Annotated in this window: 20 protein-coding genes; 7 read left to right on the top strand and 13 right to left on the bottom strand. The window is 34.0% G+C overall.

The window, feature by feature from the left end:
• The first annotated feature begins 1 nt into the window (after position 1).
• Positions 2–2,032, top strand: a complete 2,031-nt coding sequence (locus MODO_RS05000; RefSeq protein WP_059050829.1) for a glycoside hydrolase domain-containing protein — start codon at positions 2–4, stop codon at positions 2,030–2,032.
• Entirely contained in the window at positions 2,025–3,248 is a 1,224-nt protein-coding gene (locus tag MODO_RS05005) for a Ca2+-dependent phosphoinositide-specific phospholipase C (protein WP_059050831.1), read from the top strand. The genes MODO_RS05000 and MODO_RS05005 overlap by 8 nt, the downstream gene beginning before the upstream one ends.
• Positions 3,249–3,317: 69 nt before the next feature.
• Here MODO_RS05005 and MODO_RS05010 read toward each other — a convergent pair whose 3' ends face one another.
• Together MODO_RS05010 and MODO_RS05015 are read right to left on the bottom strand one after the other, a co-directional pair.
• Positions 3,318–4,499 (bottom strand): multidrug effflux MFS transporter, encoded by a 1,182-nt coding sequence (locus MODO_RS05010; protein ID WP_059050834.1) that lies wholly within the window; start codon positions 4,497–4,499, stop codon positions 3,318–3,320.
• A 66-nt stretch (positions 4,500–4,565) separates the two neighbouring features.
• Positions 4,566–5,405 (bottom strand): AraC family transcriptional regulator, encoded by an 840-nt coding sequence (locus MODO_RS05015; protein WP_059050836.1) that lies wholly within the window; start codon positions 5,403–5,405, stop codon positions 4,566–4,568.
• A gap of 236 nt (positions 5,406–5,641) precedes the next feature.
• Between MODO_RS05015 and MODO_RS05020 the strand changes: the two genes are divergently transcribed.
• Positions 5,642–6,469 (top strand): HipA family kinase, encoded by an 828-nt coding sequence (locus MODO_RS05020; protein ID WP_039329733.1) that lies wholly within the window; start codon positions 5,642–5,644, stop codon positions 6,467–6,469.
• Complete coding sequence (locus MODO_RS05025; RefSeq protein WP_059050838.1) at positions 6,466–7,338, top strand: hypothetical protein; 873 nt, start codon at positions 6,466–6,468, stop codon at positions 7,336–7,338. The genes MODO_RS05020 and MODO_RS05025 overlap by 4 nt, the downstream gene beginning before the upstream one ends.
• A 121-nt stretch (positions 7,339–7,459) precedes the next feature.
• Here the strand turns inward: MODO_RS05025 and MODO_RS05030 are convergent, their stop codons facing one another.
• From MODO_RS05030 to MODO_RS05065, 8 genes are all read right to left on the bottom strand, one after another.
• Positions 7,460–8,194 (bottom strand): acyl-[acyl-carrier-protein] thioesterase, encoded by a 735-nt coding sequence (locus MODO_RS05030; protein WP_059050839.1) that lies wholly within the window; start codon positions 8,192–8,194, stop codon positions 7,460–7,462.
• A gap of 444 nt (positions 8,195–8,638) precedes the next feature.
• Positions 8,639–9,559 (bottom strand): tRNA (adenosine(37)-N6)-dimethylallyltransferase MiaA, encoded by a 921-nt coding sequence (gene miaA / locus MODO_RS05035; RefSeq protein WP_059050842.1) that lies wholly within the window; start codon positions 9,557–9,559, stop codon positions 8,639–8,641.
• The gene (locus tag MODO_RS05040) at positions 9,543–10,394 is read right to left on the bottom strand and encodes an ion transporter (RefSeq protein ID WP_006259977.1); all 852 of its coding nucleotides are present in this window, start codon (positions 10,392–10,394) and stop codon (positions 9,543–9,545) included. The genes miaA and MODO_RS05040 overlap by 17 nt, the downstream gene beginning before the upstream one ends.
• An 11-nt stretch (positions 10,395–10,405) precedes the next feature.
• Positions 10,406–11,755 carry an exonuclease domain-containing protein gene (locus MODO_RS05045; RefSeq protein ID WP_059050843.1) on the bottom strand — a complete coding sequence of 450 codons (1,350 nt, stop codon included), beginning with the start codon at positions 11,753–11,755 and terminating at the stop codon, positions 10,406–10,408.
• A 17-nt stretch (positions 11,756–11,772) separates the two neighbouring features.
• A complete protein-coding gene (locus MODO_RS05050; protein WP_059050845.1) occupies positions 11,773–12,444 on the bottom strand; it encodes a YggS family pyridoxal phosphate-dependent enzyme in 672 nt (223 codons plus the stop codon).
• Between the two features lie 15 nt (positions 12,445–12,459).
• Positions 12,460–13,677: a DUF1015 domain-containing protein gene (locus MODO_RS05055; RefSeq protein ID WP_006259980.1), complete on the bottom strand. Its 1,218-nt coding sequence runs from the start codon at positions 13,675–13,677 to the stop codon at positions 12,460–12,462.
• Positions 13,678–13,769: 92 nt separating this feature from the next.
• On the bottom strand, positions 13,770–14,657 hold the full coding sequence (locus MODO_RS05060) for a 3-hydroxyacyl-CoA dehydrogenase family protein (RefSeq protein WP_006259981.1): 888 nt from the start codon (positions 14,655–14,657) through the stop codon (positions 13,770–13,772).
• Positions 14,658–14,687: 30 nt separating this feature from the next.
• Complete coding sequence (locus tag MODO_RS05065) at positions 14,688–15,656, bottom strand: Gfo/Idh/MocA family protein (RefSeq protein WP_006259982.1); 969 nt, start codon at positions 15,654–15,656, stop codon at positions 14,688–14,690.
• A 150-nt stretch (positions 15,657–15,806) separates the two neighbouring features.
• Between MODO_RS05065 and MODO_RS05070 the strand changes: the two genes are divergently transcribed.
• Together MODO_RS05070 and MODO_RS05075 are read left to right on the top strand one after the other, a co-directional pair.
• Positions 15,807–16,448: a protein-L-isoaspartate(D-aspartate) O-methyltransferase gene (locus tag MODO_RS05070; protein ID WP_025124812.1), complete on the top strand. Its 642-nt coding sequence runs from the start codon at positions 15,807–15,809 to the stop codon at positions 16,446–16,448.
• Positions 16,449–16,552: 104 nt separating this feature from the next.
• Positions 16,553–16,852, top strand: coding sequence for a hypothetical protein (locus MODO_RS05075; RefSeq protein ID WP_006259984.1), 300 nt, complete (start codon positions 16,553–16,555; stop codon positions 16,850–16,852).
• Between the two features lie 790 nt (positions 16,853–17,642).
• Here MODO_RS05075 and smpB read toward each other — a convergent pair.
• Both smpB and MODO_RS05085 read right to left on the bottom strand, forming a co-directional pair.
• The gene (smpB, locus tag MODO_RS05080) at positions 17,643–18,095 is read right to left on the bottom strand and encodes an SsrA-binding protein SmpB (RefSeq protein WP_006259985.1); all 453 of its coding nucleotides are present in this window, start codon (positions 18,093–18,095) and stop codon (positions 17,643–17,645) included.
• Positions 18,096–18,195: 100 nt separating this feature from the next.
• Complete coding sequence (locus tag MODO_RS05085) at positions 18,196–18,789, bottom strand: porin family protein (protein WP_006259986.1); 594 nt, start codon at positions 18,787–18,789, stop codon at positions 18,196–18,198.
• Positions 18,790–19,228: 439 nt separating this feature from the next.
• On the opposite strand from MODO_RS05085, the gene MODO_RS05090 reads away from it, so the two are divergent.
• Entirely contained in the window at positions 19,229–20,083 is an 855-nt protein-coding gene (locus MODO_RS05090) for a GNAT family N-acetyltransferase (protein ID WP_006261391.1), read from the top strand.
• A gap of 109 nt (positions 20,084–20,192) precedes the next feature.
• Here MODO_RS05090 and MODO_RS05095 read toward each other — a convergent pair whose 3' ends face one another.
• Positions 20,193–20,825, bottom strand: a complete 633-nt coding sequence (locus tag MODO_RS05095; protein WP_006261390.1) for a porin family protein — start codon at positions 20,823–20,825, stop codon at positions 20,193–20,195.
• Positions 20,826–20,998 lie beyond the last annotated feature (173 nt).

Raw genomic sequence — 20,998 nt, forward strand, 5'->3', positions numbered from 1 at the left:
GATGAGGAAGTTTCTTATTTTATTGTTTATAGCAACTCAATGTGGTTATGGACAAAAAAATAAATTAAGTGATAAAGTGAATGTTTTTTTAGGAACTTCAGGGGATTACGGACAGTTGTCTCCTGGAGCTTCTTTTCCATTTAGTATGCTATGTATTTCTCCAGAGACATATCCTTATAATCATACAGGATACGATAATAGAGCAAAACAATTTAAAGGTGTAACTCATACTAGACTTCAGGGAGTGGGATGTAAGGGAAGTGGAGGTAATATTCTGATCAAACCAATTATAGGAAGTAATATTGGAACGGAGTTGATCAAAGAGAAAGAGGAGGGAACACCTGGTTACTATAAGGTGGAATTTACAAATAATATTAAGGCTGACTTTACTGTAGGACATAATTATGGAGCGCATCGATATTCCTTCCCTAATAAAGGGCAACTATTAGTTGATTTGTCAAGTGCTACCGGAGGTGCTTTTGTCAGTGCTGAATATGAAGTGTCTAATCAGACTATTCAGGGAAAGATCAGTTCTAAAACAACTTGTTCTGCTGGGATATATCACTTTTATTTTAATATAGATTTGGGAAATGGAGCCATCTTAAGAAAGGTGGGAGAATATCAATTTATCGTTGATTTCCCTTCTCCTAAAGTCGAATTACAGATTGGTTTTTCATCTGTTTCAGAACACTATGCAAAGAGAAGAATAGCAAAGGGGCAAAGTTTTGATTTAACAAGAACTCTAGTTACAGAGCGATGGAATGAATTATTATCTGTTGCTGAGGTTAGTGATAAGGATGATGAGAGGGTAAAGCTTTTTTATTCTTTGCTTTACAGGACTCTTCAGGCGCCTTATCTAATATCTGAGGCAGATGGGACTTATAGAACCATTAGTGGTGAGGTGAAAAAAGCTGATTTTAATGTATATCATGGTTGGGCGCTATGGGATAATTATAGAGAAGTTATTCCTATGTATTCTATATTATATCCTGAAGTGTATAAAGATGTAGTTCACTCTATTGCTAATATGTATCCATACGGTAAAAAAGACTTCTCTACACTCAATGAACCTGGCCCTACAGTGAGGACAGAGCACGCTTTAGTTGTTTTGGCTGATGCAGTGAATAAAGGATATCAGTTACCTATAGATTCCATTAAGGAGTACCTTGTTAAGGAAGCTGAGCAACTTGATTTTTCTTCTCCTGATAAGGCATTAGAATCATCTTACGATTATTGGGCACTGAGTGAAATATTTAAAAGTGTTCAAGATACTGTATCTGCAAACTATTATTTAGAAAAAGCAAAAGAGTATAAGAAATATTGGCTAAAGGACTTTAAGGATATTCAGATTCACGATGTGGATAAAATGCAAGCAAGAGGATTATATCAAGGAACTATCTGGCAATATAGATGGTTAGTACCTTATGATATAAAAGGCTTAATTAGTCTTATAGGTTCTGAAAAAGAATTTGAAGACCAATTAGATACTTTTTTTGAAGGTCATTATTATAATCACGCCAATCAGCCAGATCTTCAAGCTTCTAGTTTGTATAATGCTACTAGAAGTGCTCATAAGAGTCAGAAATTGATCCATGATTTACTACTAGGAGAGAGTATTCAGTTCTACTTTAATGATAACAGTAAAGGAATTGATCCTTATATCGGAAGGATTTATAAGAATGCGCCTCAAGCTTTTTTACGAACTATGGATGATGATTTAGGGACAATGTCAGCATGGTTTGTTTTAAGGAGTTTAGGATTCAGCGCTGCTAATGTGGGGTCGGATACTTTTTATCTCAATGCTCCTGTTTTTGAAAAGGTTATTATACGAAATAATTTGATTGTTTCTAACAAAGAAGGGAGTTCTTATATACAGGAGGTAGCGTATAATAATAAGGATTATCAGAGGAACTATATTACTTATAAAGAATTTTTGGAGGCATCAAAAATTATATTCAAAACGAGTGATGAACCTAATAAACAATGGCCGTCAGAACCATTGTGGATTTCAAATATAAAAGAAGATGAATAGAAATATAAAGTTAAGTAGTATTCTGTTAGGTATGCTATTACCTATAGTGATGTATGGACAAATAAACACAAAACAAGAAATAAAATTACCTGGTGATTTACGAATTAATCAAATTCAAGTTCTAGGGACACATAATAGCTATGCAGAACCAGTAGACCCTAATCTCCTTGATTATGTATCTAAAATTGTAGATCAGTCAAAAGGGAAGTTATTAGAGGGAATGAGTAAAGAGCAGTTAGACTTTTTTAAAGAGTATCATCCTAATGAAATTAGTTTTAAGGAGAGTTTGTTTTATGAGCACCCAAGCTTTGAGGTTCAGTTAGACAGTGGATTGAGAAGTTTGGAACTGGATGTGTATTATGATTCAACAGGCAATAGATATACAAATCCAGCAGGCTATGAATATTTAGAATCAGTAGGAGTGAATCAGCTAGCAAAGCATAACACAACAGATTTAAATAAGCCTGGATTTAAAGTTTTGCATATGGCAGATGTAGATTTTAGGTCTAAATATCCAACGTTAAAATTAGCATTACAAAGTATCAAGAAATGGTCTGATCAGCATGTAGATCACATCCCTTTATTTATCATGATTGAAGCAAAAGATTCTAATTGGCCTTTGTTTAAGAATCCAACAGAAGTATTGAAATATGATGAATATGCATTTGACCTATTAGATCAAGAGATTGTTGATATTATAGGTAGAGAGAAGTTGATTACACCTGATGATTTAAGAGGAAATTATAAAACGCTTAAAGAGGCTGTGGCTAATCATAACTGGCCACTAGTATCTCAGTCTAAAGGGAAACTGTTGTTTATGTTATTACCTTCTACAGGAGGGGTAAATCAAGGTGAGTCTGCTTATGTACACAATCGTCCAAATTTAGAAGGTAGAATAATGTTTGTACAGTCTAAACCAACGGATACTTATGGTGTGTTTTTACTCTTAGATAATGCTATTGTACGCCAAGAGGATATAAAAGAATACGTCACTAAAGGCTATCTTGTGAGAACTAGATCAGATATAGATACCTATGAAGCGAAAGTCAATGATTATACTCGTGCCAAAGCTGCTTTTTCTAGTGGTGCTCAAGTTATATCAACAGACTTCTTCTCTCAAGATTACAACCCTTATCGATCAGGATATTTTGTAGAGCTGCCAGATAATCTTAAGCAGGTTAGAATTAATCCAGTGAATTATCAAAAAGGTAATTAGTATAATTATTGTTTTAATACAAAAAGCCTTGTAACTTACAGTCACAAGGCTTTTTGTATTAAAATTATATTATTCAGCTTGTTTCTCTTTAATCAGATAACATCCTAGATATAGCAGATGACATGCAAGTAAAGAATAAGCCGTCAAGGTCATGATGTCAGCAGGGATTAAGTTAGTCACGGCTGATATGATAAAGGTAAATAATAGTTGTAAAGTACCTAGTAGAGCTGACGCAGATCCACTATTAGTAGTGAATGGTGCTAAGGCTAATTTAGTAGTTGTAGGGAATAGTACTCCTAGGGTTAGTACAATGAAGAACAACGGAATTAATAAGGCTTCAATAGGTTCTTTTAACACACACATAACTAAGAAGACTACTGTCCAAGCAATACCGAAATACACGGTGTATTTTACGACTTGTTCTACCGTCCACCAGCGAGAGAATACAGAGTTTGCTAGCCATGCACCAAGGATTAAACCGATGGCATTAAAAGCAAATATACCACTAAACATATCTGAAGACATTCCTCCATATTCCATGATAAGGTAAGGAGCATTAGCTAGGTAGATCATTAAAATACTATAGGTTAAACTTCCAATCAATGTATATTTGACAAAAACTTTATTTCGTACTATTTCTTTAAAGTCTGCCATAAGGTTAACATCTTTTTTTTCAGTGACAATGCGCGTTTCTGGCAAGAAAATGATAACAGCTAATAGACAGATGATACCTAATATCACTAAGGTAACGAAAGTAGATTGCCATACAAAGTGACTGATCAGAAAGTTACCAGCGATAGGACCTACGATAGGTGCTACTCCTGCTATGATAGCTAGTAGAGAGAATACATTCATACTCTGGTCAGCAGAGTAGTACTCGTTTACTACAGCACGAGCGATAACTACTCCTGCACATCCTGCAAAAGCTTGAAAGAATCGAGCTGCCCAGAACTGTTCTATGGTTTCTGCATAGATACAAGCTACTGATGCAAGGATAAAGATAATTAAAGAGGCAATAGTCGGAAGTTTACGACCATAGCGATCAGAGATAATTCCCCAAAATAGCTGTCCTGCAGCAAATCCTCCTAAAAAGAAAGAAAGGGATAACTGTACATTTTTTAGATCTGTATTAAAGGTCTGTGAGATTTTTAAAAAACCAGGTAAATACAGATCTATACTAAAAGGTTCGATAGCAGATAGTAATGATAAAATAATCACGACTATAAACTGAGCTTTTGTTAACTTATTCATATTGATATTTTGATGGGGCAAAAGTAAACCTGTTGATTCACTTAGACCTTGGCAAAACAAGTACTCTTATTGGACTTTTTTCACATTTTCTCTAAAAGCTAATGGAGCTAAACCTGTACTTTTTTTAAAGAAGCGATTGAAATAGTTGGCCTCACTAAAACCTAATTCGGCTGAAATCTCTTGGATATTCAAGTCAGAATATCCTATTAGTCTCTTTGCTTCTAGAAGTATTCTGTTGTGAATATGTTGATTAAGTGTGTAGTCAGTAGCCTTTACTACCAGTTCATTCATTCGCTTTACGGATAACGCTATTTTATCAGCATAGAAAGCAGTAGGGTGGTGTACAGTATAGTTTTCTTCCACCAGCTCTAATAATTTTAGTACTCTAGTATCTATAAGTGGATTGTCTTGTGAGAGCTCTTTTAAGCCTTGAATATGGGAAATATAGATATTGAGGTATTTCTCTAGTATATAAGTTCGTTTCTGTGTATCCCATTCTTGTTGGAATAAAAACATGATCGCTTTAAAGACATCTTTTTTATCTTCTGATAATTCAAACCATAAGGGAGGATTAAATCTAAACTTGTGCTCGTTAAATTCTTTGGCGAGAATGCGGTTAAAGAAATCCTTATTGACAGAAATAAAATATCCCTTTACCCCATCGGGATTAATATTGTGCATTTGCCCAGGATAGATGACCCATATCTGATCATCAGAGATAGGGTAGGACTCAAAGTCAACTTTCTGTGTTGTCTCCTTGGTTTGGGTAAACCAGTAGATCTGATAGAAGTTACATTGATAGTGGTAATCAAAGTTGAATAGATGACTATTGTCTTCTAGCATAAAGAATTCAATAGGTACATCTTGATCAAATTGTTTGGCTTTAATTACCTTGTGTGTAGACATTGTAGATTAATTAGGGGGTAAAGGTAGTTTATTTTGCCTAGTTGTAATTTAAAAGTGTTTTAAGAATGTGTTTATATTGTATAAATAGTTGATTGTAAAGAGGCATTCTTTAAAAAATATAATATATACATCTATTTTTTTTGGTAAGTATCTGTTTTATAGGTTAAATTTACATATAAGCGGTGTATTAAGTGTTATAAATAAGGCTAATAAAACGAAATAAATACTGAATGGATATGGAGGTAATTGGCGCTATACAGATTCTCGAGATATTAGAAACGAATAGTATTCCTATTAAAATATTAGGCACTGATGCTGATATCTATTATGCAAAAACTATTTTTAAGATTCATCCTCCATTAGAAGATATTATTAATGAATTGATAGGGAATCAGGTTTATAAGATTTGGGGTATAAAAGTACCAGAAATAAAGATAATAAAAATTGAGAATAGGTTACTTCAAGAATATTTGATCACCAATAATATGATATCTAAATATAGTCAGTTTGATATCGAAGAGCTGTTTGTTATAGGTTCTAAAGAGATTAATAGTCAGACAGAATTAGATTACCACAACTTAGTTCTATCTAATAAGAATGATTTTAATCAATACTTAGATCCTTATAAATTTTTGGATATAGCCTTTTGTGATGTCTGGTTAGCTAATAGAGATCGTAGAATCAATAACCCGAACCTTTTATTAGTTGAGGATCAAGGAAAAATAGACTTTGTTGCTATTGATCATACACAACTTTTTGGTAATCAAACTAACTATAAAGGGTTGAAAATTAATGTAATGGATGTCAGTCTTGTAAATATGTTAATTGCTTCAAAATTCACCAAAAAGATTTGTAATTTTGCTGAGAATGAAGTACTTTCAAAATTCAATAGTAGAATTATTGAAAAAATTAACACAACACTAGTGGTCTTGCCAGAGGTGTTAGATAGCCTTCCGTCAAAAGTAGGACTGAGTAAGGCAGGTAAGCTTAAAATAATAGAGATACTTAGTAATCAAGAACGAAATACTAGAATTTCCAACATATTAAACAAACTATTAAAATGAAATCGTATTACAGTTTAATTAGATACTTTAATAACTCCTTGTCTAGGGAGAATATTGTTATTGGACTAATAGCGGTTTCTTCAACCAATAATGTGTTTTATAAGTTTTCTGAATCAAAGATTAGTTTTATTACTAGATTCTATGACAATAAGAGTAAACTATTAAATTTCAATATAAAGAAGATTAGTGAAGTTTTGGAACTAAATGCTAAGGAAGATTTATTTATTGAAGAGAATACTAATATTTTAAAGAAGTACTTAGATCGTTTAGCAGTTTATAATAACGGAATAATTCAATTTGACAAACCAGTTGAATTAAATATGAATATAGATGCAGCTTTCTTTAGTAAATTCTATGAGAAATATATAGGTGACTTGAGGACAAGTACTAAGAGTAACAAAAAAGATGAGGTGTTTTATAATCGTATTAATAGTCACTTTAGAGAACCTCTAGAAGACATCATAGATATTGATTATAAGATTGAAAAGAAGGTAATTCCTTCCTTGTTTTTTGATTATAAATTAAATGGGATAGGAGGAAATGGATCTATTTATAGTGTAAAGTGTATTGATATTAATTCGAATAGAACAATAGATACTATTCAGAAAGATATATCTGAATTAGAAAGCTTAAACTTTAGATTAAATGATTTTTCTAAGCAATTAGTAGAATATCCTGAACAGAATAAGCATTATCTAGTTATAGATCAGTATAAAGGTATTGATGAGAAGTATCTAGAATTATATGATACATTAAGTAACCAAGAAAATGAACTATATCGATTGATTAATTCAAATCAACTAGAAGAAGTAACTGCTGATATTCTTAGAACAGGAGCATCTAAATTCTCTGAACTGATTTTGCGATAATATTATTAAGAACTAAATAATAAAACAAAGGCTAATACATCGAGATGTATTAGCCTTTGTTATTTATGATAATAAGTCTGTTCCCTGTTCCCAAGCGAAGCGACTCCCTGTTCCCTTTTAACTATTCTATTACACATTGGAAGTTGAGGTCTCCTTCATTAGATTTGATCACAAAGTGGTTGTTATTAGCAACACATTGCTCTATAGAATACTCTTGATTAAAACGAAGTTCTTTATTAAAGTGCATATCAACTACTGAGATGTCATTAGGGGCTGTTTCAGATGCTTTTAAGGCATTAATAACCCATTCTAAGTATTTGATATTAGTCACATGATTAACCATGTCTAGATCAGAGTATCTTACCTTATCTGTGATTAAATGCGTTGTCTCAGGTTTCTTCTGAAAAGTAGTGAACTCACTTTGGATACTTTTCTTGTCCTTGTGTTTAGTAAAGTGGTCGTGAGGGATAGCCATCATCTCAGGACGACGTCTTACTGTATTCATAATCACCCACATCGAGCTAGCACTTGCGACAAGCTCTCCGTTACAGTGTACCTCAAAGTTACGCACAGAACGAATACCATCTAATGTCTCTATCCAAGTAGATACCTCAATGCGGTCTTGCCACTTAGGCATTTTGTCTATTTCTACTCTAAATTTATAGACTACCCATGATTGGTTTGCTTCTTGCAAATCCCAAAAGCTTATCCCTCCTAAGACTGCATGATTAGAAGAAGCCATCTGTATCATCTTACATAAATCTACTGTTTTTAACTGAGCATTGATATCGCAATCAAAGTAATCAATATCAAAGCTCTGTGTAAATATAGATGTAAAGTTGGGTGATATAGGCATGGTTTTTTTGTTTTTTGTGCTGTTGTTTTTTTGTGAAACTGTAAATTTGTGAAACTGTGAATTTGTGAAATCGTTGTTCTCTGTTTTCAGTTCCCCGTTCTCTGTTTCCCGTTCCCCGTTCTCTGTTTCCCGTTCCCCGTTCCCTGTTTTCAGTTCCCCGTTCTCTGTTTTCAGTTCCCCGTTCTCTGTTTCCTGTTTCCAGTTCTCTATTTCCAGTTCCCCGTTCCTCGTTCTCTGTTTTCAGTTCCCTGTTCTCTGTTTTCAGTTCCCCGTTCTCTGTTTCCAGTTCCTCGTTCTCTGTTTCCTGTTTCCAGTTCTCTGTTTCCTGTTTCCAGTTCTCTATTTTCAGTTCCCCGTTCTCTGTCTCCAGTTCCCCGTTCTCTGTTTCCAGTTCCTCGTTCTCTGTTTTCAGTTCCCCGTTCCCTGTTTCCAGTTTTCTGTCTCTTATTCAGCTATAACATTCTCTATAGCCTGAGTAATCTTATCAGCATTCGTAAGGTAGTCAAACCACATAACATCAGGAGTACGTTTAAACCAAGTAATCTGACGCTTAGCAAAGCGGCGTGTATTCTTTTTGATTTCCTCAATAGCAAACTCTAATGTGAATTCGTTGTCAAAGTACGCAAATAATTCTCGATAGCCAACGGTTTGTAACGCATTGTTATCGCGATACGGATATAAATCTTGAGCTTCCTTTAGAAGGCCATTATCTAGCATGATATCCACACGTTTATTAATGCGCTCATACATCTTCTCTCTATCAGCTTCTAGACCTATCACGATAGGAGTGAAGTTGCGAGCGTGTTGTTTTATATTTAAGAAACTAGAGTAGGGTTTACCAGTACCGATACAGATCTCTAATGCTCGAGTTACTCTTTGAGGATTGTCTATCGCTACTTTTTCATAGTGAATAGGATCCAATTCCTTTAGCATATTTTGCAAATAAGGAAGGCCTTTTTCTGCTAAGTCTTGATTTAATTGTTCTCTGACACTTGGTTCTACATCAGGGAAGTCATCAAGCCCGTTGAGGATCGCATTGACAAAGAGTCCTGATCCACCTACCATAACCTGTACAGGATTATCTGTAAAGAGCTCATCTAGTTTAGCCAATGCCTCTCTTTCGAAATCTCCTACAGAGTAAGTATCGTGAATGCTGATATTCTGAATAAAGTGATGTGGAGCAGCAGCTAGTTCTTCCTTAGAAGGTACAGCTGTGCCTATTGCCATTTCCTTATAGAATTGGCGGCTATCACATGATATTATATTGGTATTAAAATGTTGTGCAAGTTTGATTCCTAAAGCTGTTTTTCCAATCGCTGTAGGCCCAATGACAACAATAAGATAATTGTTATTTTTCGTAGACATCTCCTAATTTTTGACCGCAATTATAGCAGTAATTTGCATCATCATCATAGATTGTAGTAGTACATGTAGAGCAGTTTCTTCTTCTCTTCGCATCTAATCTGTTGCGTTTAATATTAGAGAACTCTGCTGTCACGATACCTGTAGGAACGGCGATAATACCGTAACCCATAATCATGATAAAAGATGCTATCATTTGACCTAGTGGGGTCTGTGGAGCGATATCTCCATATCCCACTGTAGTAAGCGTTACGATACACCAATAGATACTTCTAGGTATACTCGTAAAGCCACTTTCTTTACTCTCGATTACATACATTAGCGCACCTAATAAGATCGACATCACAAGCACAAAGTATACGAATACAATAATTTTCGTTCTACTAGACTTAAGAGCTAGCTTTAAGTGTGACTGTTGTCCAATGTATGGAACAAGGTTTAAGATACCAAATAAACGTAGTAAACGCAGTGCTCTTACAACAGTAAGTGCTCTAGAACCAGGAATAAAGAACGATAAATACATCGGTAGGATAGAGATAAGATCTACTATTCCATAAAAACTAAAGATGTACTTAAGCGGTTTTTTATTACAAAGAATCCTAAGGATATACTCTATGGTAAAAAACACAGTGATAATCCACTCACAGACTACTAGACCTGTGTGGTGCTTCATATCATAGCTCTCTATCGATTCAAGCATCACTAGAAGTACACTCATCAGAATAACCGCTAGTAGTGCAATATCAAATAATTTACCTGCAAAAGTATTTGAACCATAAATAATGATGTAAATCTTCTGCTGTAGGATATCCCATTTGTTTTTTAATCTGCGTCTCACAAAAACTGTTTTTAGTAGTGAATTAATTTGTAACCGATCTTCTTATTTAGATAATTAAGAATGATATTTCTGTTGTTTCTATTAAACAAAATTGGCGTTAAATTGGCTGCTATTCGTTCTGGGGCGTTGATTTGGTGGTTTAAGTTATAGAAGCAATATCCGTTTAGCTTCCCTTTTTCTAAAGCGACAGCACTTTTCTCATCTACTTTACGGCCTTTGTCTAAGATTAGAACATGGTCTTTGTCTATATCATAAGGCTTAAATAGTTCAAGTATATTAGCATTGAACTCTTCTCTTGTCGAGGTAAAGTTGATAAAGAAGTTATCAGCTGTTATTTTAGTTGATTTTTTCTCATATATAAACTCTACATAAGGTAACTCTTGTTGACCTTGGAATATCTTATGTAAGAATTTTCTAGCTTCATTAGGCGATGTAAACGCCATTAGATTTCTCTTTCTACCATCTGTCTTTTCGATAGATAGGTATAAGTATTCCTCTAGATTAGTCTTTAAATAAATAGAGTAGGGGAATACACTTTTCTTACTGACCTTGTTGTACTTTGGTTTATTTGTATTGATCTCTTCAGCCTCTTTTAGAAGCGCGATGAGTTCAGTACCTGTTTTTTCGAAAGTGACAGTATAGGTTTCTTGTTGTATTTTCTTGAATATAGTCGAATTACTCGTAAAGTGCTGTAAGACTTTCTTTCTAATATTCTTACTCTTACCGATGAAGATAATATTACCTTCTTTGTCCAAGATATAATAAATACCTACAGTAGAAGGCAAAGTGTCTACGATATCCATAAACTTAGGATTAATCCCAGTCTTGATATCTGACTTAATCATAGAGGTTAAGATAGTCTTTTCTTTATCTTTTGATAGAAGTAATTCGAATAGCTTTTCTGTGGCCATAGCATCTCCATTAGCGCGATGTCTATCTGCGATAGGAATACCAAGTGATCGCACTAGTTTACCTAAGCTATAAGAAGGCATATCAGGAAGTAACTTCTGTGATAATTCTACTGTACACAGTGTATTGCGACTGTATTCATAACCTAGTCTTTTAAACTCGTTGCGCAGTACTCGATAATCAAATTCAGCATTATGAGCTACGATGACGCAGTTGTCCGTTATTTCTATGATGCGCTTAGCTATCTCGTAGAACTTCGGAGCTAGCCGTAGCATAGCATTATTGATTCCCGTAAGTTTCACTACGAAAGGTTGTATTTCCATCTCTGGATTAACTAAACTAATAAACTGATCTACGATCTGATTACCATCAAATCGATATATAGCAATTTCGGTGATTCCTTCTTCATTAAACTGCCCACCAGTTGTTTCTATATCTAAAACTGCGTACAACTTGTCTTTTTAATAAATTAATAATTACGACTACCGAAGATATTACTACCTATTCTAACCATCGTACTTCCACATTCTATCGCTAGTGGATAATCGTTACTCATCCCCATAGAGACAATGTTTAGGTCAAGGTTATCCTTCGTGCCGTATTTCTCTTTACACATTGCAAATATATTACTTAGTTGTGTAAATTCTTTCTTTACTTGCGTTTGATTATCGGTAAAAGTAGCCATACCCATAAGTCCAACTACTTTAATATTCTTAAGTCCAGCAAATTCCTCACTTGAAAGAATTTCTAGTAATTCTGCCTCATCTAAGCCGAACTTTGTATCTTCTTCTGCGATGAACATCTGTAATAAACATTCTATAACACGGTTATTTCGTTTCGCTTGTTTATTTATCTCTTCTAAGAGTCTAAAGCTATCCACTCCGTGAATCAGAGAGACAAAGGGTGCCATATACTTCACTTTATTGCGCTGTACATGTCCAATCATGTGCCACTTAATATCTTTAGGAAGAGCTTCATATTTATCAGTCATTTCCTGAATCTTATTCTCACCGAATACACGTTGTCCTGCCTCATAAGCTTCTACAATATCCTCATTGGGTTTCGTTTTAGAAACAGCAACAAGGGTAACATGAGCAGGTAATGTGTTCTTAACGTGTTTTAAATTCTCTGTAATAGACATAATTTTTATCTTTTTTTAAATTTCGTATATAAAGAGACCATTCATAAACTTAGGCTCTATATATGTGCTTTTTGGAGGCATGATAAGGTCGTTATCTGCCACTTGTTTGATCTCACTTACATTTGTAGGATAAAGCATAAATCCTACTTCGTATTCACCATCATCTACTAGTTCTTTGATTGTAACGATAGATTCATTACCAGGAACATAGTCTATACGAGCATCATTTCTCAAGTCATCTAATCCTAATATAGGATGTAGTACTTCATCGTATAGTATTTGCGCATCTAATTGTTGTAAGATGCAGTCTGTTTGTTTGATGTCTTTTAGCGTTAAGGCATAGAAGTCACCGTCTAAGTACATTCCGAATTCCATCTTCTTAGTAGGTTTCCAAAGTTGTTGTTCTTTATTGACAACGTGAAACTTCTCTTTTAGAAGGTTTAGGAACTCTTCTTTAGTATAATTGTTTAAATCGTGTATAATACGATTAAACTCATAGATTTTAATATTGTTTTCAGCGATTAAATACGTCATCACTGTATTGTTATGAGCAGGAGTTCCGTTAGAATGTTCTGCTTGTAACAGTTCTGCAGAAGCAAAACGGTGATGTCCATCTGCGATATACAGTTCTTTAATATCTGCAAATTGTTCTGTTAACCACTTGATATCGGTATCCTCATCTATCTTCCAGATCGTATGTCTTTCTCTAGTTACAGTACTAAAGTCATACAGGGGTTTCTCATGTTTCTTTGTGATAATCCACTTTTCTATATCCTCCTGATCAGGATACATCATCAGTACAGGTTCAGTATTGAACTTACTGTGATATAAGTATTCCTTAAATAATCTTACGCGAAACTCTAAGGTGTCTTCATGTTTTTTGATCACATTACTTTGGTAGTCATCTATAGAAGTTCCTGCCACTATCCCTGTAAAACTCCAACTTTTTGTGCTGATCTGATACAGATAATAAATCGGTTTATCTTCTGTAATCAGAATACCTTCTTTCTTAAAGTCGTTTAACTTCGCTGCAACCATTTTATAACGTTTATCATACGTTACTTTTGAAGGGTTTACATAAGCAGGGTTTAATACGTGCAAAAAAGAGAAGGGGTTGTAGTCTAAAAGATAAGCAATCTCAACAGCATTGTAGTCTTCGAATGATCTACAGCTTACTAAGCTTACTTTATCTCGGGTAGGGCGCAAGCCTTTAAAAGGAATTATTTTAGCCATTATAAGTATGGTTTCAAAAATATCAAAGACAACCAAAGTTTAGTTTGGTTGTCTTTTATTAGTATTTACTAGTTTACAATAACACTGGAGGGTTAAGCGAACATTTTCGCTACTTTCTCAGCTTTTTTGCTTTCGCTATAGTCGTAGAATCCTTCTCCAGATTTAACTCCTAATTTACCAGCCATTACCATATTTACTAATAGTGGACATGGAGCATATTTAGGGTTTTTAAATCCGTCATACATTACGTTAAGGATAGAAAGACATACATCTAATCCGATAAAGTCAGCTAGTTGTAATGGTCCCATAGGGTGAGCCATACCTAACTTCATCACAGTATCGATTTCTTCTACACCAGCTACACCGTTGTATAATGTTTCGATAGCTTCATTAATCATCGGCATTAAGATACGGTTCGCTACGAATCCAGGGTAGTCATTTACCTCTGTTGGAACTTTATCTAAAGCTTTAGACATATCCATGATTGCTTTAGTCACTTCATCACTCGTGTTGTATCCTCTGATGATTTCTACTAACTTCATGATAGGCACAGGGTTCATAAAGTGCATACCGATTACGCGCTCAGGGTTTTTCACCACAGAAGCGATTTTTGTAATAGAGATAGAAGAAGTATTCGATGCTAAGATTACATTCTCATCACATACTTCGCTCAGTTGTTTAAAGATATTTAGTTTTAACTCTACATTCTCAGTAGCAGCTTCTACTACTAAATCAGCATTCGCTACACCATCTTTAATATCAGTATAGGTAACGATGTTTTCGATAGTTGCTTTTTTGTCCGCTTCAGTGATGCTTCCTTTCGCGATCATACGATCTAAATTCTTAATAATCGTAGTCATTCCTCTTTCGATAGCAGCTTCTGATATATCAATTAAAAGAACTGTAAAACCTTTTTGAGCAAATGTATGTGCAATACCATTTCCCATCGTTCCAGCTCCGATAACAGCAATTTTTTTCATAATGGTTAATTTATATTTTTTGATGTTAATTTATTTTTTCTCCATTGCCTCGATGATTTGGTAAGCTAAGCGCAGTGCTTTAGTACCATCATCTAGCGTCACGATAGGCGTAGTTTTATTCACTATCGCGTCATGGAATGTCTCTAACTCGTCTAAGATAGCATTATTCGCTAATACTTCAGGATTGTCGTAATAAATTTGTTTTTTAACTCCTTCAGCATTTTGAAGGATTAGGTCAAAGTCACCTGGTACTTCAGGAGCTTCTTTCATCTTCACTACTTCACACGTCTTCTCTAAGTAATCCACAGAGATATAAGCATCGCGTTGGAAGAAGCGCGATTTACGCATATTCTTCATAGAGATACGGCTAGCAGTGATATTAGCCACACATCCGTTCTCAAACTCTACACGAGCATTAGAGATATCTGGAGATTCGCTTAGTACAGCTACGCCACTAGCGCTTACATGCTTTACAGGAGATTTAACCACACTTAAGATAGCATCTAGATCGTGGATCATTAAGTCTAATACTACAGGTACATCTGTTCCTCTAGGATTAAACTCAGCTAGGCGGTGAGTCTCGATAAACATAGGGTTTTCTATCTTTGGACGTACTGCGATAAACGCTGGGTTAAAACGCTCTACGTGACCTACTTGTCCTAGTACATTATATTTAGCAGCTAATGCGATGATTGCTTCAGCTTCTTCAATAGTCGTTGTAATCGGTTTTTCTAAGAACACATGCTTACCAGCTTCGATAGCTTGTTTAGCACAGTCAAAGTGAGAAAGGGTAGGAGTAACGATATCTACTACATCTACTGCCTGAATTAATTCCTCTATAGTGTCAAATTTTCTATAGCCAAATTCTGCTGCTACTTTTTCAGCATTCTCTTTAAAAGGATCGTAAAATCCTACTAGTTCATATTTTTCAGATTGGTTAAGCAAGCGTAGGTGAATTTTACCTAGGTGGCCTGCTCCCAATACTCCAACTTTAAGCATAAAACTATATTTTGAAAACAAAAATATAATTTATTTATCTAAACTTTCAATAAACCTGCTTAAAGTTTTGTTCAATTATATTCTCAGGGCTTATACGGATTGCTTTTGTTAGAAAATATTAGTTATTTTGTGGGAAATAATAATTTAATAGTGAAAGATTCTGCAAAACATCAAGGTCTTAGAAACCAGTTGGTTGAAGTACTTAAGCAAAAAGGGATTGTTGATACCAATGTTTTAGATGCTATCAAGAGGGTACCACGTCATTTATTCTTAGATTCAAGTTTCGAGGATTTTGCATACCAAGATAAGGCTTTTCCTATCGGAGCAGGCCAGACTATTTCGCAACCTTATACTGTAGCTTTTCAATCTCAGCTACTTCAAGTCAAAAAAGAAGATAAAATCTTAGAAATCGGTACGGGTAGTGGATATCAGACTGCTGTACTAGTAGCTATGGGAGCTAGAGTGTACAGTATCGAGAGACAAAACGAATTGTATAAGAAGACTTCAGCGTTATTGCCAAAGTTAGGGATCAGACCTAAGCTTACTACTTTTGGTGATGGGTATAAGGGATTACCTAATTATGCTCCTTTTGATTCTATTATTGTGACAGCAGGTGCTCCTTTTATCCCGCAAGCTTTATTAGGACAAATAAAAGTAGGAGGTAGGCTGATCATTCCTATTGGTGAGGAGAAACAAATCATGACAGAGTTGATCCGTATCAACGAAAAACAGTTTGAAAAATACGAACATGGAGACTTTAAGTTCGTACCCATGTTGGAGAATAAGAATTAGGAATTTAGATTGATTTTAGGATACTAACTATATCTTTTATTATGGTAGTTTAATTGTCATATTTTTTTATTATGTTTATATAACCAATTAAAACATAATAAATTATGAAGAAATTATTTTTCGTAGTAATTGCCTTTGCTACATTTTCAGGAAGTGCATTAGCCTCAGATGTTAATGCTTTGTTTACGATAAAGTCTAGTACTCATTTATCGTTAGATCAAGACCCTAATGCAGGACTTGTTTATGCTTATTTAGTTAGACTTGCGGATGGTTGGGAAGTATATGTACAAGGTTATGAATGTGCCGTAGAATTTGCTCAACAACGTGGTGGCACAATTGTAGGAGGAAAATATATGAAGGGGCATCAAGCAATGATGTGTCTTACAGGACCAGAGGAATTATAATTAAAATTAGATAAAAGCTGTTGTCTTTAGATAACAGCTTTTTTTAATAGAAATTAATTCTGGTAAATATCGTTTGTATATAACCAAGACAAAAAATACTTTCTTTTTAATAGTCTCAATTAGAGATTGTTTCACACGAGTTTTAATTGTAAAATAATGTTAATTAGGATTATTTACTTATAGTTAAGTTTTTAACATTTGTAACGTTTTTTACAGTGCTAAATGATATATAAACCCAGTGTTTGTAAGTGTTTACAACGTTTTTTGTTAGCCTTGTTCGGGGATTGTTCGGAGCTTCTTCGGAAAAATAGCGCTTTTTCCGAACAGGTTCCGAACAAATCTAGTCTAAGACCGTATGAATAGAGGGTTTAGATGAAAAAGTATGCGTTAAAATGAATGTTAAAATTTAAAATAAGAATTTTACAGATTGACTTTTTTACTGTAATAATGCTGAAGAGTACAACATTGGATATTGGTTCAATTTGCGAGTTTTAAGAAGATACTCGTAGAACCTATATGGTTGATATAGGCAAATATACATAAAAAAATCTTTACTTTGTTTTTATATAAATCATTCTAGAGACTTTATTAATGGCGTGGTATTGTGGGGATGTTTTGTCAGGATATTCTTCGTAACGTATATACGCAATCTACTAAAGTAAAGATGCAATATTTTGCATGTCACCCAAACCATATCAAGTAATCAAAAGTCAGAAGACTTTGTGGAGGATAAAAAGTAGAATGTAAACAAAAAAGCATCCTTTATAGGATGCTTCGATAAGTGTATGTCTTAATACGATTTTTTAAGTCTATCTAGGTCGCGTTTATTATCGCGATCTTTAATTGTTTCTCTCTTGTCATAGTTCTTTTTACCACGAGCTAGAGCGATATCAAGTTTGGCTCTACCTTTATCGTTTAAGAATAGTCTAAGCGGGATGATAGTCAGACCTTTATTCTGAACATCTTTTAGTAGAGATTTTAATTCTTTTTTGTTTAAAAGAAGTTTTCTCTCTGTTTTTGCTTTGTGATTAAAGTGCTTACTATATGCGTATTCTTCTATCTGACTATTGATAACGAATAATTCGTGTCCTTGAAACTCACAAAAGCTTTCAGCGATATTTGCTTTACCTAAACGTATAGACTTAATTTCAGTTCCAGTTAATACGATACCAGCAGTATACTTATCTAGTATTTCGTATTCGAACTTAGCCCTTTTGTTTAAAATGTTTATTGTCTTTTGCATGGGACAAAAATAACAAATTTTTAAAGTGTTTCTACTTTTATGATATAAAAAAAGAGCTACCTCTAGAGATAGCTCTTAAATAGTATGTTTTATAGACCTACTATAGGAAGAAGTATCCTAATGATACCATCCAAGTATTAGGTCTTGCTCCGATTTCTTTGTTTGTTTTGCTGAAGCTTCCGTCATAAGAAACGTCAACAGTGAATGTCAATACATCAACACCAACACCTAAACGGTATCCGATATTGTTTTTGTCAAAGTTTTTGAATTGTACTGCATCGTTGATTTTGCTTCCTGATAATTTGTCATCAATAGTATTCGTGTACACTCCTCCAGCAAATCCTCTAAGGCTTACCATTGGTAGTTTTAAGAATTTGTGTCCGATAACTACTGGTATTTCAAGTTGTTTAGAAGTACTAGTAGTACTTTCTCCTAAGTTGTTTTCGAACTTAGACTTTTTCTCAGCATATAATAGTTCAGCTTGGATATATGTCTTTTTGATATCAATTCTAGTCATTGCTCCAATACCAAATCCTGTAGATGCTTTACTACTGTAATCTTTTAAGTCAGTAGAAATATTTGTGAAGTTAGCACCAGCTTTAATACCAAAGTGAATTGGAGAAGGTGTTTGTGCAAATGCAGTTGCTCCAACTAACATAAGAGCACAAGTAAGTGATTGCATGATTTTTTTCATTGTCATTTTTTTTATATTGAAAGACAAAATTAAATAAAAAGTTAATTATTTAAAATGTTTTCTTTGTAGATATTGACAGATTTACATAAAGGGCAGTATTTTTATGATAAACGGTTGAGTTGTTTTTCTATAGAAATCAAATTTTCAGTTTATAGCTAATATTATGAGATTGTATTTGCAGTATATTTTTTAATTGATGACTTGATATACAGTTTTTTAAAGATTTTGGTTTTATTTAAGCGGCTAAATGAGCTAGAGTAGTTTATAAGTACCGTATAGGAGGGGGGATGTAATAAATATTTTCTTATTTAGTCTATAAGGGATTGGTTTAGAGGTTTTGAATTTGATTAATAGAGGTTTTATAGTAAATAAACTAGAATAAACGGAATTTTAAAGTCATAAATGTTACATTTGACTATCTTGTAACAATTACTATAAAATGACTATTTCATACAAAAATGCTACAGTAGCAGATTGTGAATTACTAACAGAGACTGCATTAGCTTCCAAGAGATATTGGGGATACAGAGAGGAATATATGTCGATGTGGACAGATGATCTAACAATCACAGATATTAATTTTAGAAAAGGAGAACTTATCAAATGTTTTTATGCAGATGAATATATTGGCTTTTTTGAATTAGAAAATAAAGGTCCTTATTTATGTATAGACCACTTTTGGGTATTGCCTGCACATATTAATAAAGGATATGGGCGAGTGATCATGTCTCAAATTAAAGCGATAGCTAAGTCCAGAGGATATAAGTATATAGAGGTGTATGCAGAGCCTAATGCAAATCTCTTTTATGAGAAAATGGGAGGTGTATGTGTACGTCAGGTGTTAACTAGTGTCCCTGGTCGTATGATGAAGGTGTATCACCTACCTGTTGTGGAAGAGAATTGGATAGATCTAGATACGGCAGGGCTTGTCGTAGTAGAAGAAGGTAAACTATTACTAGCGTATAGCAATAATAAGAAGGCTTGGTATCTACCTGGAGGAAAGATCGATGAAGGAGAGGGGAGTAGAACTGCTCTTATTCGAGAGATAGAAGAGGAGTTAAATCTAGTGCTAGACGTAGATAGGCTGACTTTTTTACATCATATCACTGCTCCTGCCTATGGGGAGAAGCTTAATATCATGATGCAACAAGACTGTTATAGTTATAGCCTAAATGGAGAAACTATAGAAGCTACTAATGAAATAGGAGCTGTGAAGTATTTTAGTTTAGAAGAATATAAGAAAGAAGAAGTACAAGTACCAGGGGTACTGATGGTATTCAATATTTTATCATAAGATAACTAAGACCTAAACAATGCTTAGGTCTTTTTTTGTGGTATTTATAAAAAAATAAGAGGCTCTTATTATCCGATAAGAACCTCCATAGTTATATTAGGTATCTGTATTAGAATTTATATCCTACAGATAGTTGGAATACTCCATTTTTAGAAGCCTCTCCTTCTTTGTTTACTTTAGAAAGACCTACGTTATAACGAGCGTCAAAGAATACTCCCATAGGAAGTTCATATCCAGCTCCGAAGTTTACGCCAAAATCAAAAGATTTAACACTGTCTTTAAAATCTTTATCAATGTCGTCAAACCCTGTTCCTTGTACATTTTGACCAGCAATAATTAAATCATTAATTTTATTCTTAGCCTTAACATTAAATCCAAATTGTGGTCCTACTTGTACGTTTAACCCTTTTACAAGGTAATATTTAGCCATTATAGGAATATTAATGTAACTTAATTGACTTGTTACATCAATTTTATTTTGTACTCCATTGAACGAATCACTTTCCTTTATCTTAAAACCTTGTTCTGAATAAAGTATCTCAGGCTGAATAGAGAATTTTTCATTAATAAAAATCTCTGCTACAGCTCCCACATGAAAGCTCGTACGAGAAGACGCATCAGAATTAGTAAGGTTAGAAACGTTTAAACCAGCTTTAGCTCCGATTTTTACATCTGGAGTCTGTGCATTTGCAGAAAAACCTATTGCTAGGGCTGCAATTAATGATAAAGTAATTTTTCTCATATTTTTAATGTATTGTTAAATTTAACGTAAAACTAGTGCGAATTTTTCATGAAAACAAGGGTTGTGAAGTGGTTATATGACAAAATGAGAATAGGTGATTGTGTAATAGATTGAAAACGAGCGAATTTATTGACTTAAATCAAAGCTTTTTATTTAGAACAATTCTATCTTTG

Origin of the sequence: Myroides odoratimimus (genome assembly GCF_001485415.1) — a bacterium.
Lineage (GTDB): Bacteria > Bacteroidota > Bacteroidia > Flavobacteriales > Flavobacteriaceae > Flavobacterium > Flavobacterium odoratimimum.

Excerpts from the sequence above, each read along its gene's own strand:
- MODO_RS05090 (WP_006261391.1), top strand. The coding sequence starts at position 19,229 with ATGACTATTTCATACAAAAATGCTACAGTAGCAGATTGTGAATTACTA.
- MODO_RS05065 (WP_006259982.1), bottom strand. The coding sequence starts at position 15,656 with ATGCTTAAAGTTGGAGTATTGGGAGCAGGCCACCTAGGTAAAATTCAC.
- MODO_RS05020 (WP_039329733.1), top strand. The coding sequence starts at position 5,642 with ATGGAGGTAATTGGCGCTATACAGATTCTCGAGATATTAGAAACGAAT.
- MODO_RS05075 (WP_006259984.1), top strand. The coding sequence starts at position 16,553 with ATGAAGAAATTATTTTTCGTAGTAATTGCCTTTGCTACATTTTCAGGA.
- MODO_RS05085 (WP_006259986.1), bottom strand. The coding sequence starts at position 18,789 with ATGAAAAAAATCATGCAATCACTTACTTGTGCTCTTATGTTAGTTGGA.
- MODO_RS05055 (WP_006259980.1), bottom strand. The coding sequence starts at position 13,677 with ATGGCTAAAATAATTCCTTTTAAAGGCTTGCGCCCTACCCGAGATAAA.
- MODO_RS05025 (WP_059050838.1), top strand. The coding sequence starts at position 6,466 with ATGAAATCGTATTACAGTTTAATTAGATACTTTAATAACTCCTTGTCT.
- smpB (WP_006259985.1), bottom strand. The coding sequence starts at position 18,095 with ATGCAAAAGACAATAAACATTTTAAACAAAAGGGCTAAGTTCGAATAC.
- miaA (WP_059050842.1), bottom strand. The coding sequence starts at position 9,559 with ATGTCTACGAAAAATAACAATTATCTTATTGTTGTCATTGGGCCTACA.
- MODO_RS05010 (WP_059050834.1), bottom strand. The coding sequence starts at position 4,499 with ATGAATAAGTTAACAAAAGCTCAGTTTATAGTCGTGATTATTTTATCA.
- MODO_RS05000 (WP_059050829.1), top strand. The coding sequence starts at position 2 with ATGAGGAAGTTTCTTATTTTATTGTTTATAGCAACTCAATGTGGTTAT.
- MODO_RS05050 (WP_059050845.1), bottom strand. The coding sequence starts at position 12,444 with ATGTCTATTACAGAGAATTTAAAACACGTTAAGAACACATTACCTGCT.
- MODO_RS05030 (WP_059050839.1), bottom strand. The coding sequence starts at position 8,194 with ATGCCTATATCACCCAACTTTACATCTATATTTACACAGAGCTTTGAT.
- MODO_RS05005 (WP_059050831.1), top strand. The coding sequence starts at position 2,025 with ATGAATAGAAATATAAAGTTAAGTAGTATTCTGTTAGGTATGCTATTA.
- MODO_RS05015 (WP_059050836.1), bottom strand. The coding sequence starts at position 5,405 with ATGTCTACACACAAGGTAATTAAAGCCAAACAATTTGATCAAGATGTA.
- MODO_RS05095 (WP_006261390.1), bottom strand. The coding sequence starts at position 20,825 with ATGAGAAAAATTACTTTATCATTAATTGCAGCCCTAGCAATAGGTTTT.
- MODO_RS05060 (WP_006259981.1), bottom strand. The coding sequence starts at position 14,657 with ATGAAAAAAATTGCTGTTATCGGAGCTGGAACGATGGGAAATGGTATT.